18 protein-coding genes and 1 pseudogene are annotated in these 20,766 nt (G+C 68.9%); 9 read left to right on the forward strand and 10 right to left on the reverse strand.

Features of this window, described 5'->3' with window-relative positions:
• Positions 1-22: 22 nt before the first annotated feature.
• The 3 genes and pseudogenes from BLU81_RS39905 to BLU81_RS39915 all read left to right on the forward strand — a co-directional run.
• A pseudogene (locus BLU81_RS39905) lies at positions 23-907 on the forward strand (phosphatidate cytidylyltransferase); the annotation flags it as partial.
• A gap of 43 nt (positions 908-950) precedes the next feature.
• The gene (rlmN, locus tag BLU81_RS39910) at positions 951-2,144 is read left to right on the forward strand and encodes a 23S rRNA (adenine(2503)-C(2))-methyltransferase RlmN (protein ID WP_092553592.1); all 1,194 of its coding nucleotides are present in this window, start codon (positions 951-953) and stop codon (positions 2,142-2,144) included.
• Between the two features lie 37 nt (positions 2,145-2,181).
• Positions 2,182-3,501 carry a DivIVA domain-containing protein gene (locus BLU81_RS39915; protein ID WP_092553595.1) on the forward strand — a complete coding sequence of 440 codons (1,320 nt, stop codon included), beginning with the start codon at positions 2,182-2,184 and terminating at the stop codon, positions 3,499-3,501.
• A gap of 56 nt (positions 3,502-3,557) precedes the next feature.
• Here the strand turns inward: BLU81_RS39915 and BLU81_RS39920 are convergent, their stop codons facing one another.
• Positions 3,558-3,791 carry a DUF2631 domain-containing protein gene (locus BLU81_RS39920; protein WP_092553598.1) on the reverse strand — a complete coding sequence of 78 codons (234 nt, stop codon included), beginning with the start codon at positions 3,789-3,791 and terminating at the stop codon, positions 3,558-3,560.
• A gap of 129 nt (positions 3,792-3,920) precedes the next feature.
• Between BLU81_RS39920 and BLU81_RS39925 the strand changes: the two genes are divergently transcribed.
• Positions 3,921-5,471 (forward strand): Rieske 2Fe-2S domain-containing protein, encoded by a 1,551-nt coding sequence (locus BLU81_RS39925; protein WP_092553601.1) that lies wholly within the window; start codon positions 3,921-3,923, stop codon positions 5,469-5,471.
• A 9-nt stretch (positions 5,472-5,480) separates the two neighbouring features.
• Here the strand turns inward: BLU81_RS39925 and BLU81_RS39930 are convergent, their stop codons facing one another.
• Together BLU81_RS39930 and BLU81_RS39935 are read right to left on the reverse strand one after the other, a co-directional pair.
• Complete coding sequence (locus tag BLU81_RS39930) at positions 5,481-7,034, reverse strand: phytoene desaturase family protein (protein ID WP_092553604.1); 1,554 nt, start codon at positions 7,032-7,034, stop codon at positions 5,481-5,483.
• A 10-nt stretch (positions 7,035-7,044) separates the two neighbouring features.
• Positions 7,045-7,857: a YhjD/YihY/BrkB family envelope integrity protein gene (locus BLU81_RS39935; protein ID WP_231953734.1), complete on the reverse strand. Its 813-nt coding sequence runs from the start codon at positions 7,855-7,857 to the stop codon at positions 7,045-7,047.
• A 48-nt stretch (positions 7,858-7,905) separates the two neighbouring features.
• On the opposite strand from BLU81_RS39935, the gene dxr reads away from it, so the two are divergent.
• The 3 genes from dxr to ispG are packed head-to-tail and all read left to right on the forward strand — an operon-like array spanning position 7,906 to position 11,548.
• Entirely contained in the window at positions 7,906-9,108 is a 1,203-nt protein-coding gene (dxr, locus tag BLU81_RS39940) for a 1-deoxy-D-xylulose-5-phosphate reductoisomerase (RefSeq protein WP_092558306.1), read from the forward strand.
• Positions 9,108-10,367, forward strand: coding sequence for a M50 family metallopeptidase (locus BLU81_RS39945; protein ID WP_092553610.1), 1,260 nt, complete (start codon positions 9,108-9,110; stop codon positions 10,365-10,367). Before dxr ends, BLU81_RS39945 begins: the two co-directional genes overlap by 1 nt.
• Before the next feature lie 8 nt (positions 10,368-10,375).
• On the forward strand, positions 10,376-11,548 hold the full coding sequence (gene ispG / locus BLU81_RS39950) for a flavodoxin-dependent (E)-4-hydroxy-3-methylbut-2-enyl-diphosphate synthase (protein ID WP_092553613.1): 1,173 nt from the start codon (positions 10,376-10,378) through the stop codon (positions 11,546-11,548).
• Positions 11,549-11,646: 98 nt separating this feature from the next.
• Here ispG and BLU81_RS39955 read toward each other — a convergent pair whose 3' ends face one another.
• The gene (locus tag BLU81_RS39955; RefSeq protein ID WP_092553616.1) at positions 11,647-12,486 is read right to left on the reverse strand and encodes a GNAT family N-acetyltransferase; all 840 of its coding nucleotides are present in this window, start codon (positions 12,484-12,486) and stop codon (positions 11,647-11,649) included.
• 123 nt (positions 12,487-12,609) lie between these two features.
• Here BLU81_RS39955 and BLU81_RS39960 point away from each other — a divergent pair, with 123 nt between their 5' ends.
• Complete coding sequence (locus BLU81_RS39960) at positions 12,610-13,200, forward strand: PadR family transcriptional regulator (protein ID WP_092553619.1); 591 nt, start codon at positions 12,610-12,612, stop codon at positions 13,198-13,200.
• Between the two features lie 178 nt (positions 13,201-13,378).
• Here the strand turns inward: BLU81_RS39960 and BLU81_RS39965 are convergent, their stop codons facing one another.
• The 6 genes from BLU81_RS39965 to BLU81_RS39990 form a co-directional block, all read right to left on the reverse strand.
• Positions 13,379-14,350 carry an LLM class F420-dependent oxidoreductase gene (locus BLU81_RS39965; RefSeq protein WP_092553622.1) on the reverse strand — a complete coding sequence of 324 codons (972 nt, stop codon included), beginning with the start codon at positions 14,348-14,350 and terminating at the stop codon, positions 13,379-13,381.
• A 77-nt stretch (positions 14,351-14,427) separates the two neighbouring features.
• Positions 14,428-15,495 (reverse strand): ABC transporter permease, encoded by a 1,068-nt coding sequence (locus BLU81_RS39970; RefSeq protein WP_092553625.1) that lies wholly within the window; start codon positions 15,493-15,495, stop codon positions 14,428-14,430.
• Positions 15,492-16,385: an ABC transporter ATP-binding protein gene (locus BLU81_RS39975; RefSeq protein WP_092553628.1), complete on the reverse strand. Its 894-nt coding sequence runs from the start codon at positions 16,383-16,385 to the stop codon at positions 15,492-15,494. Before BLU81_RS39975 ends, BLU81_RS39970 begins: the two co-directional genes overlap by 4 nt.
• A gap of 34 nt (positions 16,386-16,419) precedes the next feature.
• The gene (locus tag BLU81_RS39980) at positions 16,420-17,088 is read right to left on the reverse strand and encodes a response regulator (protein ID WP_092553631.1); all 669 of its coding nucleotides are present in this window, start codon (positions 17,086-17,088) and stop codon (positions 16,420-16,422) included.
• Positions 17,085-18,323, reverse strand: coding sequence for a sensor histidine kinase (locus BLU81_RS39985; protein WP_092553634.1), 1,239 nt, complete (start codon positions 18,321-18,323; stop codon positions 17,085-17,087). Before BLU81_RS39985 ends, BLU81_RS39980 begins: the two co-directional genes overlap by 4 nt.
• A 22-nt stretch (positions 18,324-18,345) precedes the next feature.
• Positions 18,346-18,672 (reverse strand): MerR family transcriptional regulator, encoded by a 327-nt coding sequence (locus tag BLU81_RS39990; protein ID WP_373873312.1) that lies wholly within the window; start codon positions 18,670-18,672, stop codon positions 18,346-18,348.
• 590 nt (positions 18,673-19,262) lie between these two features.
• Between BLU81_RS39990 and BLU81_RS39995 the strand changes: the two genes are divergently transcribed.
• Positions 19,263-20,759, forward strand: coding sequence for an amino acid permease (locus BLU81_RS39995; RefSeq protein ID WP_092553641.1), 1,497 nt, complete (start codon positions 19,263-19,265; stop codon positions 20,757-20,759).
• Positions 20,760-20,766: the final 7 nt, after the last annotated feature.

The following is a 20,766-nucleotide window of genomic DNA, read 5'->3' on the forward strand; positions in this document are numbered from 1 at the left end:
AGCCCTGATGTCGTACGCCCCTGATGTAGAGGACCCGATGACCGAGCCCGGTGGCAAGGGCCGGCGCCGTGCCGGCCGGGGACGCAAGCCGCAGGGCGGTGGCCGTGCCGGGCGTAACCTGCCCGCAGCCATCGCGGTCGGCGTCAGCCTCGGCCTGGTGGTTCTGGCGTCGCTGCTGATCGAGCCGATGGCACTGCTGGCCGTGCTGGTGGTGGCATCCGGTATCGGCGCGTGGGAGATGACCCGCGCGCTGGCCGGCACCGGTGCCCGCCCGCCGCTGATCCCGCTGGTCGCCGGCAGCGTCGTGATGACCGCCCTGGCGTGGTACGAGGGTGCCGACGCCCTGTTCCTGGGCCTGCTCGCGACGATCGGCGCGGCCTCGTTGTGGCGTCTCGCCGACGGTGTCGCCGCGGTCCGCCGGGACTTCACCCCGAGCGTGCTGATCGCGGTCTACGTGCCGTTCCTGCTCAGCTTCGCGGCGATGCTGGTGCAGATGGACGACGGCCCCCTTCGAGTGATCTGCACCCTGGTCGCTGTTGTGCTCTCCGACACGGGCGGTTATGCCGCCGGCGTCTTCCTCGGTAAGCACCCGATGGCCCCGAAGATCAGTCCGAAGAAGTCCTGGGAGGGCTTCGCCGGCTCGGTGACGGCCGCCGCGATCGGTAGCGCCGCCCTGCTCTTCTTCCTGTTGGAGGTCCCGGTCCACTGGGGCCTTCTGTTCGGTGCGCTGATGTCGGTGGTGGCGGTCCTCGGTGACCTGGCCGAGTCGATGCTCAAGCGGGACCTCGGGGTGAAGGACATGAGCAACCTGCTGCCCGGCCACGGTGGTCTGATGGACCGGCTGGACTCGATCGTCTTCGCCGTCCCGACCGCCTACCTGCTCTTCTCGATCATCGCCCCGAGCTAGCTGTGGGCGACCGACTCCGCGGACGTGGGAGACTGGATACGCCATGACGATTCTTCCGGTCATCCCGATCAGTCCCGACCAGCCCGACACCCTGCAGTCCGGGACGGTGAACATCCGCCGCCGTCCCAGCATGCCGCCCCGCCATCTCGCCGACCTCGATCTGGCCGGCCGTAAGAGCGCGATGGCCGATCTCGGCGAGCCCGCCTTCCGGGCCAAGCAGATCTCCACCCACTATTTCGGCCGCCTGGTCCGGGACGCCGCGGCGATGACCGACCTGCCGGCCGCCACCCGCGAGCGGATCGCCGCCGAGCTGCTGCCCACGTTGCTGACCCCGATCCGGGAGCAGGCGTGTGACGACGGTGCGACCCGTAAGACACTGTGGCGCCTGCATGACGGCGCGCTCGTCGAGAGCGTCCTGATGGGCTACCCCGACCGGATCACCGCGTGTGTCTCCAGTCAGGCCGGGTGCGGCATGGCGTGCCCGTTCTGTGCGACGGGTCAGCAGGGCCTGACCCGCAACCTGTCGGTGGCCGAGATCGTCGACCAGGTGGTCTATCTGGCCGGGGTGGCGGCCTCGGGCAAGGTCACCGGTTCTCCGCCGCGCCTGTCCCGCGTGGTCTTCATGGGGATGGGCGAGCCGCTGGCCAACTATCCGCGGGTGATCGAGGCGGTTCGCCGTCTGACCACCCCGGCTCCGGAGGGTCTCGGGCTCTCACAACGGCACATCACGGTGTCCACGGTGGGTTTGGTGCCCGCTATGCGCCGGTTGATCGCTGAACAGCTCTCGGTGACTCTTGCGCTGTCACTGCACGCCCCCGATGATGATCTGCGCGATGAGCTTGTGCCCGTCAACCAGCGTTGGAAGGTAGCCGAAGTGCTCGATGCCGCGTTTGAATACGTGGCACAGACCGGCCGCCGGGTTTCCATTGAATACGCCCTGATCAGGGACGTAAACGATCAGCCCTGGCGCGCCGACATGCTGGGCCGCCTTCTGAACGGCAAGCTGGCTCATGTGAATCTCATCCCGCTGAACCCGACTCCGGGCAGCAAGTGGGATGCGAGCCCGAAACCGGTCGAGCGAGAGTTCGTCCGCCGGCTACGAGAAGCCGGTATCTCGACGACCGTTCGTGACACCCGGGGGCAGGAGATCGACGGCGCGTGCGGCCAGCTGGCCGCGGGCGAGCTGACGGACGCGAGCGCTGGGGGCGCCGCAGCCGACGCGGAGGTGGCACAGTGACTGGGCGCAGGTCCCAGCGAGCGGAGTGGGAGACGTTGTGACGAGTCAGGGGCAGCGTTTCCGAAGGCGTGCGCTGCGGCGTGGCTACAAGGTCGACGAGGTCGACGCCTTCCTCGACCGGGTCGAGGCGACCCTGGCCGGGGAGCAGGTGGGCCCGCCGGTCGCTGCGCAGGAAGTGCACGACGTCGTCTTCCGGGTGCGTTTCGGCGGCTACGACGAGTGGCAGGTCGACCTGCACCTCGATCGTGTCGAGCGCCAGCTCGCCGAGTTCGAGGAGCGAGGCGGGCGTCCTGCTCCGGACCCCATGCGCGACTCGATGCGCAGCGGCCTCACGACCGGTTCGGTCTCCGGTCCGCCTTCGATGGGCGGGATGGGCCATGGTGGCCCCGGCCAGGGCTTCGACCGTGGCGGCTTCGGCCAGGGAGGTCCCGGAGGGCCTGGTGGTCCGGGCGGGCCTGGTGGTCCGGGTGGACACAACGGCCCCGGCGGACCCGGCATGCAGGGCCCGCCGCCGACCCAGTCGCAGGGCTTTCCGCCGCAGGGCTATCCCGGCCAGCAGCAGCCGCAGGGCTACCCGGGCCAGCAGCAGATGAACCCGGCGGCCCGGATGGCCTCGCCGCCCACCGAGCGGCTCCAAGCGCCGGTGCGTGACGACCGGATGATGCCGCCGCAGATGCCGCAGCGCCCGCAACAGCAGCAGCTTCCGCCCGGCCCGGATCCGTACAACCGCTATGACGAGCCCACCGGTTACGGCCAGCAGCAGCCCCCGCAGCGTCCTGGTCCTCCGCCCGGCTACGACCAGGGTGGTTATGACCAGGGCGGCGGCTTCGACGGGTTCGAGCCGGGCCGGCACGGCAAGTCGGACATGACCGCCGAGATGCGGATGCCCGACCGGGACCCGCGCGGCGGTGGCGGTGGCTACGGTGGCGGCCAGATGCCGAACGGCCCGATGCCGGGTTCCCCGATGTCCATGCCGGGTTCGCCGATGCCGGGCGCTCCGATGAGCGGCCCGCCTTACGGCGGAGGTGGCGGTGGCGGCGGCGGTTACGGCCAGCCGCAGCAGCCTCCGCAGCCCCAGCTGGGCCCGCCGCTCGGCGAGCCGGGTGGCGAGCTGTACCGGGTGGATCAGCTGCGCCGGACGTTCCAGCCGCGCCGCTTCGGCAGTGGTTACGACCCTATGCAGGTGGACCGTCTGTTCGAGGGCATCCTCCAGGCGATGACCGGCCGTGGCCCGATGCCGGTGAACGAGAACGATCTCGACATGCTGCAGTTCGGGCTGGTCCCCAACGGTTACTTCGAGGCCGAGGTCGACGCCGCGCTGCGCGAGGTGAAGGACATCCTGCTAAGAGGCCGGTGACCGGAACGTGAAGAACGAAAGAGGGGGCCGCCGGCCCCCTCTTTCGTCGGAGCCGCTCAGTCGTTGGCGCGCAGGCCGTTCCGCCGCAGGATCGCGTCGCCGATCACGACGGCGATCAGGCCGACCGCGATCAGGGCGAGCCAGAGCATCTCGGTCTTGCCCTGCTGGTTGCCCCAGAAGTAGAGCAGCATGATCGCGGCCGAGATGATCGCGCCCTTCTGACCCCGCTTGCGGTTTCCCGGCTTCAGCTGGTCAGGCGCGTAGACCTCGTGGTGTTCGTCGGCAGCCACGATCGAACCTCCTACTAGATGGCGAATCGGAGAACAGTCTGTCACGGGGTCGCTGGGCGGAACCCGGCAACCCGGCTGTACTTTCGATGCGGCAACAAGGGCACACCCCCGTAAGCAGAGGAGCGACAAGTGCGGATCACGGGCACCGGCCACGCGAGCATGCGGATCGACACCGCTGCCGGCAGCATTCTGTGCGATCCGTGGGTGAATCCGGCGTACTTCGCCTCGTGGTTCCCGTTCCCGGACAACTCTCAGCTGGATTGGGAGACGCTCGGTGACGTCGACTACCTGTACGTCTCCCACCTGCACCGGGACCACTTCGACGCGGAGCACCTGAAGAGGTTCATCAGCAAGAAGGCGACGGTTCTGCTGCCGGAGTACCCGACCTCCCAGCTTGAGGACGAGCTGCGCGAGCTGGGCTTCAAGAGTTTCGTGCGGACCAAGTCCGACCAGGTGCACGAGCTGGACGGTGGCCTGAAGGTCATGATCCAGGCGCTGATCAGCCCGACCGACGGCCCGATCGGCGACTCGTCACTGTGGGTGGAGTACGACGGTGTCCGGGTGCTGAACCAGAACGACGCCCGCCCGTCCGACCTGTCCCGGTTCAACGAGCTGGGCCACGTGCACGCGCACCTGCTGCAGTTCTCCGGCGCGATCTGGTACCCGATGGTCTACGAGCTGCCGGACAGCGCGAAGACCGCGTTCGGCAAGCAGAAGCGGGATCGGCAGTTCGACCGCACCTGGCGCTACATCGACGATCTGAAGGCGGACTTCGTCTTCCCGATCGCCGGCCCGCCGTGTTTCCTCGACGACGACCTGTGGCAGTTCAACGACATCCACGGCGACGAGGGCAACATCTTCCCGGACCAGTCGGTGTTCCTGTCGGAGTACGCGAAGGTCGGCGGCACCAACGCGATCGTGCAGCTGCCGGGCAGTGTGACCGAACTTACAGCCGGCGGGACGCAGCAGTCCACCACGCACCCGATGCCGATCGACGAGTTCTTCGCGAACAAGACGCAGCACCTGGAGGAGATGCGGGAGCGTAAGCGCCCGGTCATCGAGGCGGAGAAGGCCTCCTGGCGGCACCCGGAGATCGACGTCCTGGGCGAGCTGAAGAAGCGGATCGAGCCGCTGCTCGAGGAGTCGATCTACATGGCCAAGGGCGTCGGTGGCCCGGTCCGGTTCGACCTGCTCTCCTACGACGGCGACGAGATCGAGTCGATCGTGGTGGACTTCCCCGGCAAGCAGGTCCGGCCGTACGCCGACGAGAAGGTCCGGTACCGCTTCAAGATGCAGCGGGAGCTGATCGAGCACCTCATCTTCATCGACGAGGGCGACTGGGTGAACTCGCTTTTCCTGTCCTGCCGCTTCTCCGCGGCCCGGATCGGGCAGTACAACGAGTTCGTCTACGCGTTCTTCAAGTGCCTCTCCGAGGAGCGCCTGCAGTACGCCGAGGGCTGGTACGACGAGCACGAGAAGCAGGTCGAGGCCGAGGACACCGAATTCGGTGACTGGACGGTCCAGCGGCGCTGCCCGCACCTGAAGGCCGACCTGTCCCGATTCGGTGTCATCGACGGCAACACCCTCACCTGCCAGCTGCACGGCTGGAAGTTCGACCTGCCCAGCGGCCGCTGCCTGACCAGCGTGGGCCACAAGATCAGGGCCGAGAAGAGGGCCTGAGACGAGGGCCTAGCGCCCCAGATCACGCAGGATGCGGCGGGCCGCGTTGTGGCCCGCCGCGCCGATCACACTGCCGGCCGGGTGTGCCCCCGCCGAGCCGTGATAGAGCCCGTCGAGCCCGGTGAAGTACGGCATCCGTTTGTCGAACGCGACCGTGTTGTCGACGTGGTGGATGTGCCCGCCGGTGATCCCGAAGTGCTTCTCGATCCCCGGCGGAGTGAGTGGGAACACATCGGCGACCAGGTCCGACGTCCCCGGCGCGTAACGGTCACAGATGGCGAGCAACCGTTCCACGTACCCGGCGAGTGACAGATCCCACGACGAACCCGCCGGCTCGAAGGGCACCGACTGCACGAAGAGCGCCGAGGAATGGTGTCCGGCCTCGTCGCGCAGCGACGGGTCGATCGTGGTGTGCAGGTACCACTCGATGGTCGGTTCGTCCGGCAGCCGTCCGGCCCGCACGTCCGCCCACATCGCGCGCAGATTCGCCATCGGCGACCCGGCACCGGGCAGCAGATGGATCGTCGAACCGAACGGCGACGGCGCGCCCGGCGGCAGGCAGGGGAAACGCGGCAGATCCCGTAGCGCGAGGTTGACCTTGAGGGTGGTTCCGGGCCGCTTGACCGCGGCCATCCGCTCGGTGAGCGCCGAGGGCAGAACCCCGTCAGGGACAAGATCCATCAGCTGGTACGGGTCACAACCGCCGAGCACGACCGTGGCCGACACCGTCCGCCCGTCGGCCAGCACCACTCCACTGGCCGCCCCGCCGTCCACCGTCACCGACGTCACCCGGGCATCGGTGAACAGCCGGGCTCCGGCGGCGCGCGCCGCGTCGGCGAAGACCCGGGACACGGTGCCCATCCCGCCCCCGGCGATCAACCACGTCCCGTCCGATCCGGGCAGCCGGCACATGTTGTGCACCAGGAAGTTGTGCCCGGTCCCGGGATCGTCCGGTCCCGCGTTCAGGCCGGACAGACCGTCGGTCACGGCGTACATCGCGGTCAGCAGTTCGCTCTTGAACCCGAACCGGGCCAGGTAGTCGGCGACCGAGCCACGGACCAGGTCCAGGAACGTGCTCTGCAACGGCGCCCGGATGTGCCGCTCGGCGATCTCCTCGACTCCAAGCGGTTCCTCCAGCCAGGACGGCGCCAGATCGGCACGCAGCGCGCCGATCTCCACGGCGAGGGCCTCGTCGGCGCGGGCGTCCTGCTCGTCGAGTTGTGCGCGGTTGGCGTCGGCGTCACTGCCGAAGAGCAGGTACGGCGAACCCGGTCCGGCCCCGGGCAGGAAGTAATGCGGATCACGCCGCAGTACCGGGATGTGCACGTCGAGGGTCCGCAGCAGTTCGGGCGGCATCAGCCCGAGCAGGTAGGAACCGGTGGACTGACCGAGACCGGGCACCTTGGCGAACGGCCGTTCGGTACGGGTGGCGCCGCCGAGGACTCCGGCGGCTTCTAGGACGACGACGTCGAGCCCGGCGCGGGCGAGCAGGATCGCGGAGACCAGCGCGTTGTGACCGGCCCCGATGATCACCACATCGGAACGGTCCGGAATGGGGGTCATGAATCGGACGCTACCCCGTGGTGATCGATACCGAACTCGGTGAATCGTCCGTTGACCCAGACTTCACGGCGTGGGTGACTGCGAAACCGGTCAGTAACACAGTGTGAAAGAGGTAGAGCCATAGGCCGATCGCCACAGTCGCGCCGACTTCGGTGAACCCGCCGAACGGCACCCCGAGGTCCATCGGCAGCGAGCAGAACAGCACGAAGCCGTGCAGGAACCCGGCCAGGTTGGCCGCGGTGAACGAACCGATCAGCACGGTCGGGATCCACGGCGGCCGGCCCGGAGCCACGTACCGGAACACCCAGATCACCACCGGGGTCAGCAGCAGCCAGCAGGCCAGGAACGACAGCACCACCGCCAGCACCGACCACCAGCCGCCGCGCAGCCACAACTCACTGGTCGTCGGCAGCGCCAGGAAGAGCGCGAGCAGCAGGGCGGGCGCCGCGGCCAGCAACGGCAGCCAGAGCAACCGGCCGCGCCAGCCGATCAGCCGCTCTCCGGAGCGGGGCCCGGCCAGGGACACGAAGGCACGGCGCAGGCCTTCCCCGTACAAAGTCGCCGGAAGAAGGCTGGCCAGCGCGAACAGTGGGCTGAGCGCCAACCCCGCGTCGATGAGCGCGCCCAGCGCGCGCGGAGCGCCGATCTCGTCCGGCAGCGCCGCGAGAGTCAGGCCGGTCAGACGCCGGACCCGGTCCGCGCCCACCGCCAACCCGGTCAGCCAGATCGCCAGCAGCGCCGCCGGAACCACCGCGATCCCGCTGTAGAACGTGATGGCCGCGGCGTGCAGGGCCACGTCCTTTCCCCGCAGGAGTCGGAACATGGCGGTGGACATACCCACGCTCGCCCGGTCGTGCACCAGCAGGGGAAGATGTGCGATATGCGTGACCTCGTACTGCTCGGCTCCACCGGGTCCATCGGGACCCAGGCCATCGACATAGTCCGCCGCAACCCCGATCGGTTCCGGGTGGTGGCCCTCGGCGCGGGTGGCGGCAACATCGCACTGCTCGCCGCCCAGGCCCTGGAGCTGGGGGTCGAGGCGGTCGGGGTGGCCCGCGCCTCGGTCGTCCAGGATCTTCAGCTCGCCTTCTACGCCGAGGCGCAGAAACGTGGCTGGGCCAGCGGTGACTTCAAACTTCCCAAGATCGTGGCGGGGCCGGACGCGATGACCGAGCTGGCTCGGTGGCCCTGTGACGTGGTTCTCAACGGCGTCGTCGGCAGCCTCGGCCTGGCACCCACGCTGGCCGCCCTGGAGTCAGGCCGGATCCTGGCCCTGGCCAACAAGGAGTCCCTGGTCGCCGGTGGCCCGCTGGTCCGGCGGATCGCCAAAGAGGGGCAGATCGTCCCGGTCGACTCGGAGCACTCGGCGCTGGCCCAGTGCCTGCGCGGCGGGACCGCGGACGAGGTACGGCGTCTGGTGCTCACCGCGAGCGGCGGCGCGTTCCGGGGTCGGCGACGCGAGGAGTTGTCGAACGTCACTCCCGAGGAGGCGCTCAAGCACCCGACCTGGGACATGGGCCCGGTCGTCACGATCAACTCGGCCACCATGGTCAACAAGGCGCTCGAGGTGATCGAGGCACACGAGCTGTTCGCCGTGCCGTACGACGACATCGAAGTCATGGTCCACCCCCAGTCGGTGCTGCACTCGCTCGTCGAGTTCACCGACGGATCGACCCTCGCCCAGGCCAGCCCGCCGGACATGCGGCTGCCGATCGCGCTCGCCCTGGCCTGGCCGGAGCGGGTGCCGCAGGCCGCGGCGGCGGTCGACTGGACGCAGGCGCACAACTGGGAACTGCGCCCGCTCGACGAGGACGCCTTCCCCGCGGTGCGGCTGGCGAAGGAGGCCGGCCGGGTCGGGCGGTGCCGTCCGGCGATCTTCAACGCGGCGAACGAGGAGTGTGTGGCCGCTTTCGTGTCCGGTCGGCTACCTTTCTTGGGCATCGTCGACACCCTGGAACGTGTGCTCGCCACGGCCCCTGATTTCGCGGAGCCGGGTACCGTCGATGACGTGCTTGCCGCCGAGGCGTGGGCGCGGGCCCAGGCACAGCGGACAATTGAGGCTGAAGGAGCCTGATGCTTTTCTGGCTGGGTGCGGCTGCCTTCGCGCTGACCATCTTGATCTCGGTGAGTCTCCACGAGCTGGGTCACATGGTCACCGGCAAGCGCTTCGGAATGAAAGTCACCAAGTACTTCGTCGGCTTCGGGCCGACGATCTTCTCGTTCCACCGGGGTGAGACCGAGTACGGGCTGAAACTGATCCCGCTCGGCGGCTTCTGCAAGATCGTCGGGATGACGCCGCAGGACGACGACGTCGCTCCCGAGGACCAGCACCGCGCCATGTGGCGGTTCCCGGTCTGGAAGCGGACCGTCGTGATGGCGGCCGGCTCGTTCGCCCACTTCACACTCGCTCTCGTCGGTGCCTGGGCGATGGCCTGGAGCATCGGCCTGCCCAACACCGAGTTGCCGCAGAACGCCGAGCAGCAGCGGGCCGCTCCGGCGATGATCGGCGTCGCCGACTGCATCCGCACCTCGCTGACCGACACCGCCCCCGACTGCGTGCCCGGTCAGAACAGCGCGCTGGCGGCTCCGTCCAAGGCGGCCGGCCTGCGGACCGGCGACGTGATCACCAAGGTCGGCACCACCGCGGTCGCCAACTATGGCCAGCTCACCGACGCCATCCGGGCGGCCCCGGCCGGCCCCACCCCCTTCGAGTACGTACGGGCGGGTCAGACGGCTGTCGCCTCGGTCGACCTGATCACCGCCGAACGGCGCCCCATCGACGACCCGAAGGGCGCGATCTCGCAGGTCTCGGTCGCCGGTGTGAGTTGGGAGACGGACCAGCCGGCGGTCATCGAATACAGTCCGCTCAGCGCGATCCCTGCCTCCGGCGAGTTCAACTGGTACCTGGTCAAGAACTCGCTCAAGGCGATGGCCCGGATCCCGGAGAAGGTGCCCGCGCTGTGGAACTCGATCGTCGGTGACGAGCGTGACCCGGAGACCCCGATCAGTCTGGTCGGAGCCACCCGGATCGGCGGCGAGGCCATCGAGAAGGGTGTGCCCGAGGTCTTCTGGCAGGTCTTCATCTCGCTTAACGTGTTCATCGGCCTGTTCAACCTGCTGCCGCTGCTGCCGGTCGACGGTGGTCACATCGCCATCGCCTGGTTCGAAGCGGCCCGCTCGTGGCTCTACAAGCGCTTCCGAAGGCCTGATCCGGGCCGGGTCGACTACTACAAGCTGATGCCTGTGACCTACGCAGTCATCCTCATCGGCGGTGCGTTCACCCTGTTGACCGTCACCGCCGACATCATCAACCCGATCTCGATCTTCAAGTGAGTAGTGAGATGACTGCGATCAGTCTCGGAATGCCGGCCGTCCCTCCGCCGCCTCTGGCTCCGCGCCGTCGGAGCCGCCAGATCAACGTCGGCGGAGTGCTGGTCGGTGGCGGCGCTCCGGTCAGCGTCCAGTCGATGACCACCACCCTCACCTCCGACATCAACGCCACGCTGCAGCAGATCGCCGAGCTGACCGCGTCCGGCTGTCAGATCGTCCGGGTTGCCGTGCCGTCCCAGGACGACGTCGAGGCGCTGCCCGCGATCGCCAAGAAGTCCCAGCTCCCGGTGATCGCCGACATCCACTTCCAGCCGAAGTACGTGTTCGCTGCGATCGACGCCGGCTGTGCCGCGGTCCGGGTCAACCCGGGCAACATCCGGCAGTTCGACGACAAGGTCAAGGAGATCGCCAAGGCGGCCGGTGACGCCGGCATCCCGATCCGGATCGGCGTCAACGCCGGTTCGCTCGACAAGCGCCTGCTGGAGAAGTACGGCAAGGCCACCGCCGAGGCGCTCGTCGAATCGGCGTTGTGGGAGTGCTCATTGTTCGAAGAGCACGGCTTCCGCGACATCAAGATCTCGGTCAAGCACAACGACCCGGTCGTGATGATCCGGGCGTACAGGCAGCTCGCTGAGCAGTGCGACTACCCGCTGCACCTCGGCGTCACCGAGGCCGGTCCGGCGTTCCAGGGCACCATCAAGAGCGCCGTCGCGTTCGGGGCCCTGCTTGCCGAGGGCATCGGCGACACCATCCGGGTGTCGCTGTCCGCCCCGCCGGTCGAGGAGATCAAGGTCGGCAACCAGATCCTGGAGTCGCTGGGTCTGCGCGAGCGTGGCCTGGAGATCGTGTCCTGTCCGTCCTGCGGCCGGGCCCAGGTCGACGTCTACACACTCGCCGAGCAGGTCACCGCGGCTCTCGACGGGTTCCCGGTGCCGCTGCGGGTGGCCGTGATGGGCTGCGTGGTCAACGGTCCCGGCGAGGCGCGCGAGGCCGACCTGGGTGTGGCGTCCGGCAACGGCAAGGGCCAGATCTTCGTCAAGGGCAAGGTCATCAAGACCGTCCCCGAGTCGATCATCGTGGAGACCCTGGTCGAGGAGGCGCTGCGGCTCGCCGACGAGATGGGCGCCGAACTCCCCGACGAACTGCGCGAGTTGATCCCCGGCCCGATCGTCACGGTCCACTGACACTTCCAGCGTGGTGACTTCGGGTGCGATCCGGCCCCCGAGTCACCACGCTGTCGTGTGTCCGGCCTTGCGTGGTGACCTGTGGTTCGCGAAGTCACCTAGAACAACACTGTGGCGAAGCTGCCGGCGGAGACGAAGCCGCAGTTCGCGTAGACCCGGCGGGCCGGGGTGTTGTAGTCGTTCACGTAGAGGCTGACCGTGGGCGCCACTCGCCGCAGCGCGTCCGCCGCCACCGCCGCCATCGCGCTGGTGGCCAGGCCGTGTCCCCGGTACTCCGGGTGGACCCAGACGCCCTGCACCTGCGTGGTCCGGCGGGTCACGATCGCCAGTTCGGCCTTGAAGACGACCAGGTCGCCGTCGAATTTCGCATAGGCGCGCCGGGCTTTCACCAGCTCCGCGATCCGCCGCCGGTAGCCCCGCCCGCCGTCGTCCTGCAGCGGTGAGACGCCGACCTCTTCGGTATACATCGCCACGGCCGCCGGGAACAGCTGATCCACCTCGCCGGATCGGACCAGGCGGACCCCGGGGTCGGGACGGACCAGCGGATCCCGGTCGGTCACCAGCAACGGCTGGTGGGGGCGCACGTCACGGGCCGGGCCCCAGTTGCCACCGAGGCGGTTCCACAGGTCGAGCACCGCCTCGGAACGGCCGATGATCGACGAGCAGATCCGCGGCTCGGCCCCGAGCAGGTCGGCGAAGGCCGCGGTCGCCGACGGTGTCGCGCCGACCGGCACCAGGTGTGCCCCGGACCAGATGAGCGACTCGATGTGGCGGGCCGGCTCATAGCCGTAGATCCGCCCGTCGGAACGCCACCAGTTCAGCCCGTGAGCGGCCACGCGCTCCGCGATCTGGGCGCCCGCATAGGGGTCGGCGTCGAGGATTCGCTCGACGGCCGCGCGCTCGGGCTCACCGAGCTGGCGAATGGGCACCGTCAACACAGGTACCAGATTGCCAGATGAGGGCGCTTCGACACCTACCGCAACCCGTCGTTCCCAGAAACCCTTGCCGGCGACACGTTGCCGATATATCGTCTAACTATCGACGACAGAACGGAGAAGATCATGAGGCACTCTCATGGACCCCACGACCACGAAGGTTTCGGGGGATTCGGCGGATTCCGCCAGCGCGGCTTCGGGTTCCCTCCCGGGTTCCCCTTCGGGCCTGGTGGGCCGGGGCCGGAGTTCGGTGGCCGGCCCGGCCCGCGCCGCGGCCGAGGCGGCCGGCCGAACGTCCGGCCCGCCATCCTGGCGCTGCTCGTGGAGCGTCCGATGCACGGCTACGAGATGATCCAGGAGCTCGACTCCCGCACCGGTGGCGTCTGGCGCCCGAGCCCCGGCTCGGTCTACCCGACCCTCCAGCTGCTGGAGGACGAGGGCCTGATCGAGGTCACCGCCGAGGGCGGCCGCAAGAGCTACCGCCTCACCGAGGACGGCCGGCCCGAGGCCGAGACCGCGGCACAGAACCCGCCGTGGTCCCAGATCGGCGAGGACACCATGTCCCAGGTGCAGGACTTCCGCGACGCGGCGGTCGGCATCATGGGGGCGCTCAAGCAGGTCGGTTTCAACGGCACGCCGGAGCAGCGGCAGAAGGCCCTGGAGATCCTCAACGAGACGAAGCGCAAGCTCTACTCGATCCTCGCCGAAAGCGAGTGACCTTGCCGGAAGCGAGTGACCTTGCCGGAAGCGAGTGAGGCGATCCACCACGAAGACGCACCCGGCTGGTCCGGGTGCGTCTTTCCGTTTCTTCAAACCCGAGATCAAAACCCTTGCGCCGGTACGATCACCGCTGCTCGTCCGCCCTCGCGGCGCCTTCTCACGCCCGCGCCGCCGGTCAGGCGGTCGTGCGGCCCAGCCCGTCGATCAGTTCCAGCAGCGCGGGGAGTCCACCGGACGTCAGCTCCGGGGTGGGCATCAGCGCCATGATCGGGATCGTCACGCCGGCGTCGGCGTAAGCCTGGACACGGGCGCGGCATGCGGCGGGGGATCCGTGCACGATCAGCTCGTCCACCAGACTGTCCGGGATCGCGGCCAGCGCGCCCTTGCGATCACCGGCCTGCCACGCCGCCCACATCGGCGCCAGTGTCTCGGAACGGCCCAGCCAGCGGTGGAAGGCCGCGTAAGCCGGCACGGTCAGGTAGGACGTGATCAGGCGGCGGCCGATGGTCCGGGCGTACCCGGCGTCCTCGGTCGGCACCAGGAAGATCCGGGTGGCCACCTCGAAATCGGGACCGGCCTGTTTCGTCTCGGCCAGCGCGGTGGCCACGTCGGCGGACGAGAGCCAGTTGAGGATCACCCCGTCGGCTTCGGCTGCGGCGAGCCGGAGCATACCGGGGCGCAGTGCGGCCAGCATGATCCGCGGCGGGACGGCCGGCGGCCGCTCCAGGCGGAAGCGGCGCACGGTGAACGTGTCGAAGTCGCCGTCGACCAGTTCACCGGCGAGTGCCGGGCGCAGGAATCGCAGTAGGTCACGGCTGCGGGCGAACGGTTTGTCGAACGCGACGGCGTTCCAGTCGCCGACGACGACCGGGGACGAGGCCCCGATGCCGAGCTGGAAACGGCCGGGCGCCGACTCGGCCAGGGCGGCGGCGGTCATCGCGAGCAGGCCGGGGCCGCGGGTGAAGACCGGGGCGATGGCGGTGCCGAGTCGCAACCGGGGCTCCCAGGCGGCGGCCAGGGTCAGCGGGGTGAACCCGTCGGTGCCGTTGACCTCGGCCGACCAGGCGTCGGTGAACCCCGCGTCGGCCAGCGCCGTGAACACGGCGGCGTGTCCGGCGAGCGGAACGCCGTTGAACGGCACGGTCATGCCCCATCGCATCGACATGACCCCGATCTTGCCCTCGCTCCGGAGGTGATGTCCACCACCTCCGGAGGTCGAGGCGGTCAGGCGATGGTGCTGCGGGTGCGCCAGGCGGTCGCGAACGAGGTCTTTCCGCTGGTCCGCAGCAGTGAGTTCTGGTAGACCCGGGCGCCGACCAGGAGCATGCCGAACGCGCTGGCGGCCAGGAGCGCGAGGGCGGCGAACGGTTCCCACCCGGCCGCGTCGTGTTCGAAGATCCGGATCGGCATGGCCATCGGAGCAGAGAACGGGAAGTACGAGAGGGCGGTCAGCGCGACGTCGTTGTCGCGCAGGAAGATCACCGCGAAGAACGGGATCAGGACCAGCATCTGTACGGTTCCCGAGGTGCTGCCCAGGTCCTCCTGCCGGGCGGCCAGCGCGCCGACCGCGGCCCAGATGGTGGCCAGCATCACGAAGCCGAGTGTGAAGAACGGCAGGAACCATCCGATGGCCGGCCGGATCACACTCACCACCCCGGAGTCGAGTCCGGCGATCTTCGTTCCGGCCAGCGCGATCACCGACAGCAGCGCGATCTGGGCGAAGGCCAGCACCGTCATCGCGGCGACCTTGCCGGCGAGCAGAGCCCGGACCGGGATGGCGGCGACCAGGATCTCGACGATCCGGGTCTGCTTCTCCTCCACCACGCTCTGCGCGATCTGCATCCCGAACAGCAGTGACGTGATGTAGCAGAGCATGGCGAGAGCCAGCGGCACGAGGATCGCCAGGACCGGGTCGAACGGCGGCGGGTCCAGCAGTTCCAGTTCCGGGACCGTGCTCAGGGCGCCGAGCACCTCGTCCGGCCCCTCCTCCATGGCCAGCACCTTGGGGCCGGGCAGCACCACGGCCTCCACCTCGCCGTCGCGGAGCAGTTGTTCGGCGGCGGCCGCGTCCGGAGCCACCACGATCTCCAGTGCGGCGGCGCGCAGGGCCGTGGTGGACACGCTGTCGATCACCGCCACCTTGGTGGGGCCACTCTGGAGCATGGCCGGGATGGCGATCGACGCGATCAGCACCACCAGGAACGACACGGTGCTGAAGATGAACGCCTTGTCCCGGAGCTTGGCGCGCAGTTCGCGGCCGAAGACCAGCCGGGCGGCTTGGAAAGTCGTCACTGGATGACCTCTCGGAAGATCTCGGCGAGGGTGGGGCGGACCGGGCCGAACGCGCGGACCGGGCCACGGTCCAGGGCGGACCGCAGCACCACCTGCTCGTCGGCGCCGTCGGCCAGGTCGAACACGGCGGTCGCGCCGTCCAGTTCGACCAGGGTCACCCCGGGGTGGTCGCGCAGCCAGCCCGCGTCACCGTCCACCTCGATCCGGTAGCGGGGCAGGGTGTACTTGCGGCGCAGCCAGGTCCGCTCACCGGCAGCCCGGATCGTGCCGTCGCCGATGATCACCAGGTCGTCGCAGAGGCGTTCGACCAGTTCCAGCTGGTGGCTGGAGAAGAGCACGGCGGCACCGTCGCGGGCTCGCTCGCGGAGCACGGCCAGCACGTTCTCGACGGCGAGCGGGTCCAGACCGGAGAACGGCTCGTCCAGGACCAGCAGCTCCGGGTCGTGGATCAGGGCCGCGGCGATCTGGGCCCGCTGCTGGTTGCCGAGCGACAGTTTCTCCACCGTGTCCCCGGCGCGTTCGGCCAGTTCCAGGCGCTCCAGCAGGGCGGTGGTGCGGCGTTTGGCGTCGGCGGTGCTCAGGCCGTGCAACCGGCCCAGGTAGACGATCTGCTCGCCGACGGTCATCTTCGGGTAGAGCCCGCGCTCCTCCGGCATGTAGCCGAACCCCTGCCGCGCGGCCCGGGTCATCGGGGCGCCGCGCCAGGTCACCGTGCCGCTGTCGGCGGCGAGGACACCCAGGACGATCCGCATGGTGGTGGTCTTGCCGGCACCGTTCGCACCGACGAAGCCGGTCAGCCGGCCGGTCCCCACGGTGAACGACACGTCCTTGAGGACCTGGCGTTCCCCGAAGGACCGGTTCACGGCCTCCACGTTCAGGACGGTTGTCATGCGTCCACGCTATTGATCGAACGCCGTGGTGTCGTCAGGCGCGGGGATGTCCTCCTCCGGGAGGACCCGGAACGACCACCCCCAGCTCGTACGCCAGCACCACGGCCTGCGTGCGGTCCCGTGCCCCGATCTTCATCAGCACCCGGCTGACGTGTGTCTTCACCGTGGTCTCGCCGAGACGCAGCGCCGCCGCGATCTCCGCGTTGGTGGCTCCGCCGGCGAGCTGGACCAGCACCTCGTGCTCGCGCGGGGTGAGCTGGTCGAGACGGATGCCCGGGGTGCCGCCGGTGGTGAAAGTGGAGATCACCCGGCGGGTCACGGCCGGGGCGAGCAGGGCCTCACCGGCCGCGATCACCCGTACGGCCTCGGTCAGGTCCTCCGGGGTGCCGTTCTTCAGCAGGAATCCGCTGGCCCCGGCCCGCAGCGCGGCGAAGAGATAGTCGTCGCGGTCGAACGTGGTCAGGATCAGCACCGACGGCCCGCCGCCGGCCGCGATCCGCCGGGTCGCCTCCAGCCCGTCCATGCCGGGCATCTCGACGTCCATCAGCACCACGTCGGGCCGCAGTCGGAGGGCCATCTCGACGGCTTGAGTACCGTCGGCGGCCTCACCCACCACGACGATGCCGTCCTCCATCTCGAGGATGACCCGGAACCCGGTCCGGACGAGCCGCTGATCGTCGACGAGCAGCACACTGACGCTCACGCGGTCGCCCCGGTCGTGTATGGGAACCGGGCCCGGACCCGGTAGCCGCCGTCCGGGTGCGGCCCGTGCTCCAGCGAACCGTCGTGAACGGACACCCGCTCGCGCATGCCGACCAGCCCCATTCCGCCGGCCGTCGTGGATCCGCCCCGCCCGTCGTCGGTGACGTCGAGTTCCAGCTGCCCGTTGAGGTAGCGGACCCGCACGTCGAGCGTCTGCGCGTGCGCGTGTTTGAGGGTGTTGGTCACCGCCTCCTGCACGATGCGGTAGGCGGCCTGGGACAGCGACTCGGGCAGCGGCACCGGCTCACCGTAGACGGCGAACTCCACGGCCAGCCCGGACTCCCGGGCCCGGTCGGCGATCTCCGGCAGCCGCTCGATGCCGATCTTCTCGATCGCGGCCTGCTCGGCCTCGCCGGAGCGCAGCGCACCGAGCATCCGGCGCAGTTCGTCGACAGCGGTCCGGGCGCCCTCCTCGACCGAGGCCAACGCGGTCCGGGCGCGAACCGGGTCCTTGTCCAGCGCCCGGCGGCACGCGGACGCCTGGATGCCCATCACCGACACGTGGTGGGCGACCACGTCGTGCAGTTCACGGGCGATCCGGACCCGTTCGGTGAGGACGGCGCGCTCGGCGGCCAGGGCCTGCGCGGCCCGCAGCTTCTCAGTCTGTTCCTCCAGCTCGTGCCGGCGCAGGACGCCGTTCCAGACGGCGTCGCCCATCAGGTGACAGAAGGCGAAGAACCCCACGTTCACCACCACCGCGTTGATCATCAGTGAAGCGGTCGCGGCCGGGCCGGGTAGATTGCCGGAGAAGACGACGAACGCGAGGGCGAGCCAGCCGAACATCACGCCGATGATCGACAGGCGCAGGATCCGCGAGCGTTGCCGGTCCCGGCCCCAGGCGCCGAGGGTGTAGATCGCCGCGAACAGAACTCCGGTGGTGATCTGCTGCTCCTGCGAACCCCGGTACTGACCGGCGATGAAGGCGACCGCGATGGCCACGGCGACCACATCCGGGTACGACCGGCGGACGGTCAGGGGCAGGGTGGTGACCAGCACCCACCAGATCTGCTCGGGCAGCGCCGCGGCGTGTTCGGAGTCGAACATCCCGCCGCCACGGGCGAGGAAGAGGTTGAGGACGGCGACGGCGGCCACGGTCAAGCCGGTCCACCAGTCGTTACGGCGCTGACGTGCGGTGGGGCCGGGACGCTGCCACTCGCCGGGGGGTACCGATGGCATGCGGTGACTTTTCCATGGATCGTCAGGATCGGCGGGTCTGAGTGGGGATCGTCGCGTCCTCGTCGGGTTGCACCCGGCCGCCCAGGTCCCGGATGTGCCGGTGCGCGGTGGTCAGCCGGTCCTCCAGGGTGACGATCCGGCAGGCAGCGGTGAGCAGGAAACCGTCGTCGAGCAGGATCCGCACCCGGGCGGCCAGGTCGAGTTGGTGACGCGAGTAGCGGCGATGGCCGCCGGCCGACCGCTCCGGTTCGATCAGTCCGGCCTCGTCGAGGCTGCGCAGGAAGGCCGGTGTCACACCGATCGTCTCGGCGGCGCGGCCCATGCTGAACACGGGACTGTCTCGGTCCATACCGTCCATCTAGACACAGGCCAGGGCCCCGGCGGGTAACCGGGGCCCTGGCTGTTCAATTCTGATGCCGGACGGTGCCGGCGAAGGTGGTAGACCGGCTGCGTGCCGCTAGCGGTCTACCGGAGTGTTGGGCATCGGCTGCGATCACCTCTCGTCGAGTCGGGGACGCCTTGATTACGCGTTGCTGCGGTATCTCGTCCTCCTTCTCCAACCTCAGCGACTGTGCCAGTTGCGTTGCCGGCCGTGACCGACAAGACAAATGTAGGCCGGTCGCCGCGAAATTTCTAGAGTCGCCGCTGTAGATTTTTTCGGGAAGAGTCTGACTGGCCTGCATGAATGCCTGTGCGGAAGGTGCGGCGGCGCGAGGCGGGCGCTTGATCCTTGAGAGAGGTGACCGCGCCCCGCACCGCCGCGAGAGGGGTGTCCGCTGGCGATCCTGCCGAGGAACCGCCGTGACTCAAGGCTCGCACCGGGTGATCGGCGCGGCAACGCAATTAACGCTGTGCATTGACGGCCGTAACACGACGGAGCGATCATGGCCCCAGCAGTGGCTCAGGTCACAGTCCTACGTGGGTAGAGGGGCAACCTCGATGAGCACCGACGAAGAACGACTCGCCCAACTCGGTTACAAGCAGGAACTCCACCGCCGGCTCTCCGGCTTCTCCAACTTCGCCGTCTCCTTCTCGATCATCTCGATCCTGGCCGGCGCGATCACCTCGTACGGCATCGCCATGAAGGCCGGCGGCCCGATCGCGATCACCCTGGGCTGGCTCTTCGTCGGCATCATGGTCACCTTCGTGGCCCTGGCGATGGCCGAGGTCTGTTCGGCCTACCCGACCGCGGGCGCGCTCTACTGGTGGGCCGCCGCACTGGCCAAGAAGAACAAACCCGCCTGGGCCTGGTTCGTCGGCTGGTTCAACTTCCTCGGCGAGGTGGCCGTCACCGCGGCCATCGACTTCGGCGCCGCGATCACCACGGCGGCGTTCTTCAGCCTGACCTTCGGGCTGGAGGTGACGGCCCTGTCGACGTTCCTGATCTTCCTGGTCATCATCGTCGTGCACGGCCTGCTGAACACGTTCGGCGTCAACCTGGTGCGGGTGCTCTCCGACGTCAGCGCCTGGTGGCACCTGATCGGCGTCGCGGTGATCGTGGGCATCCTCGCGGTCGTCCCCGACCAGCACAAACCCATCTCCGAGGTGTTCACCGAGGTCTACAACGCCACCGGGTTCACCTTCGCCGGGGCTGGGATCTACGCGGTGCTCATGGGCCTGCTGATGGCGCAGTACACGTACACCGGTTACGACGCCTCCGCGCACGTCGCCGAGGAGACCCACGACGCGGCCAACGCGGCACCGCGCGGCATCGTACTGTCGGTGGTCGTCTCGGTGATCGCGGGTTTCGTCCTGCTGGTCGCGATCACCTGGTCCATCCAGGACTACGAGGGTGCGCTCGGCACCGATCTGGGTCTGCCTCCGGCGCAGATCTTCATCGACGCGGTCGGCCACGACCTGGGTGTGTTCCTGCTCTTCATCTGCATGGTCGCCCAGTGGTTCTGCGGCATGGCCTCGGTCACCGCCAACTCGCGGATGTCCTACGCCTTCGCCCGCGACGACGCGATCCCCGGTTCGCGGATCTGGAAGAAGGTCAATCCCCGGACCGGTACGCCCACCAACTCCATCTGGCTGTGTGTGACCCTCTCCACGATCCTGGTGCTGCCGTCGCTCTGGAACACCGTGGCGTACTTCGCGGCCACCTCGATCGCGGTGATCGGCCTCTACATCGCCTACGTCGGCCCGGTCCTGCTGCGCCGGCTCAACCCGGACTTCCAGCCCGGCCCGTGGCACCTCGGGAAGTGGAGCGCCCCGATCGGATGGATCGCGATCGTCTGGGTAGGGATCATCTGCGTCCTCTTCGTGCTCCCGCCGGCCTCACCGATCACCGCCGAGTCGTTCAACTACACGATCGTCGCCGTGGCGGTGGTGCTCGGCGCGGCCACGATCTGGTGGTTCGCCAGTGCCCGTAAGTGGTTCACCGGGCCGAAGCAGAACGTGCTGGAGAAGGCCGCCCACGGCGACCCCGTCGACTGATAGGACT

It is taken from the genome of Actinoplanes derwentensis, from assembly GCF_900104725.1.
Taxonomy (GTDB): Bacteria; Actinomycetota; Actinomycetes; order Mycobacteriales; family Micromonosporaceae; genus Actinoplanes; species Actinoplanes derwentensis.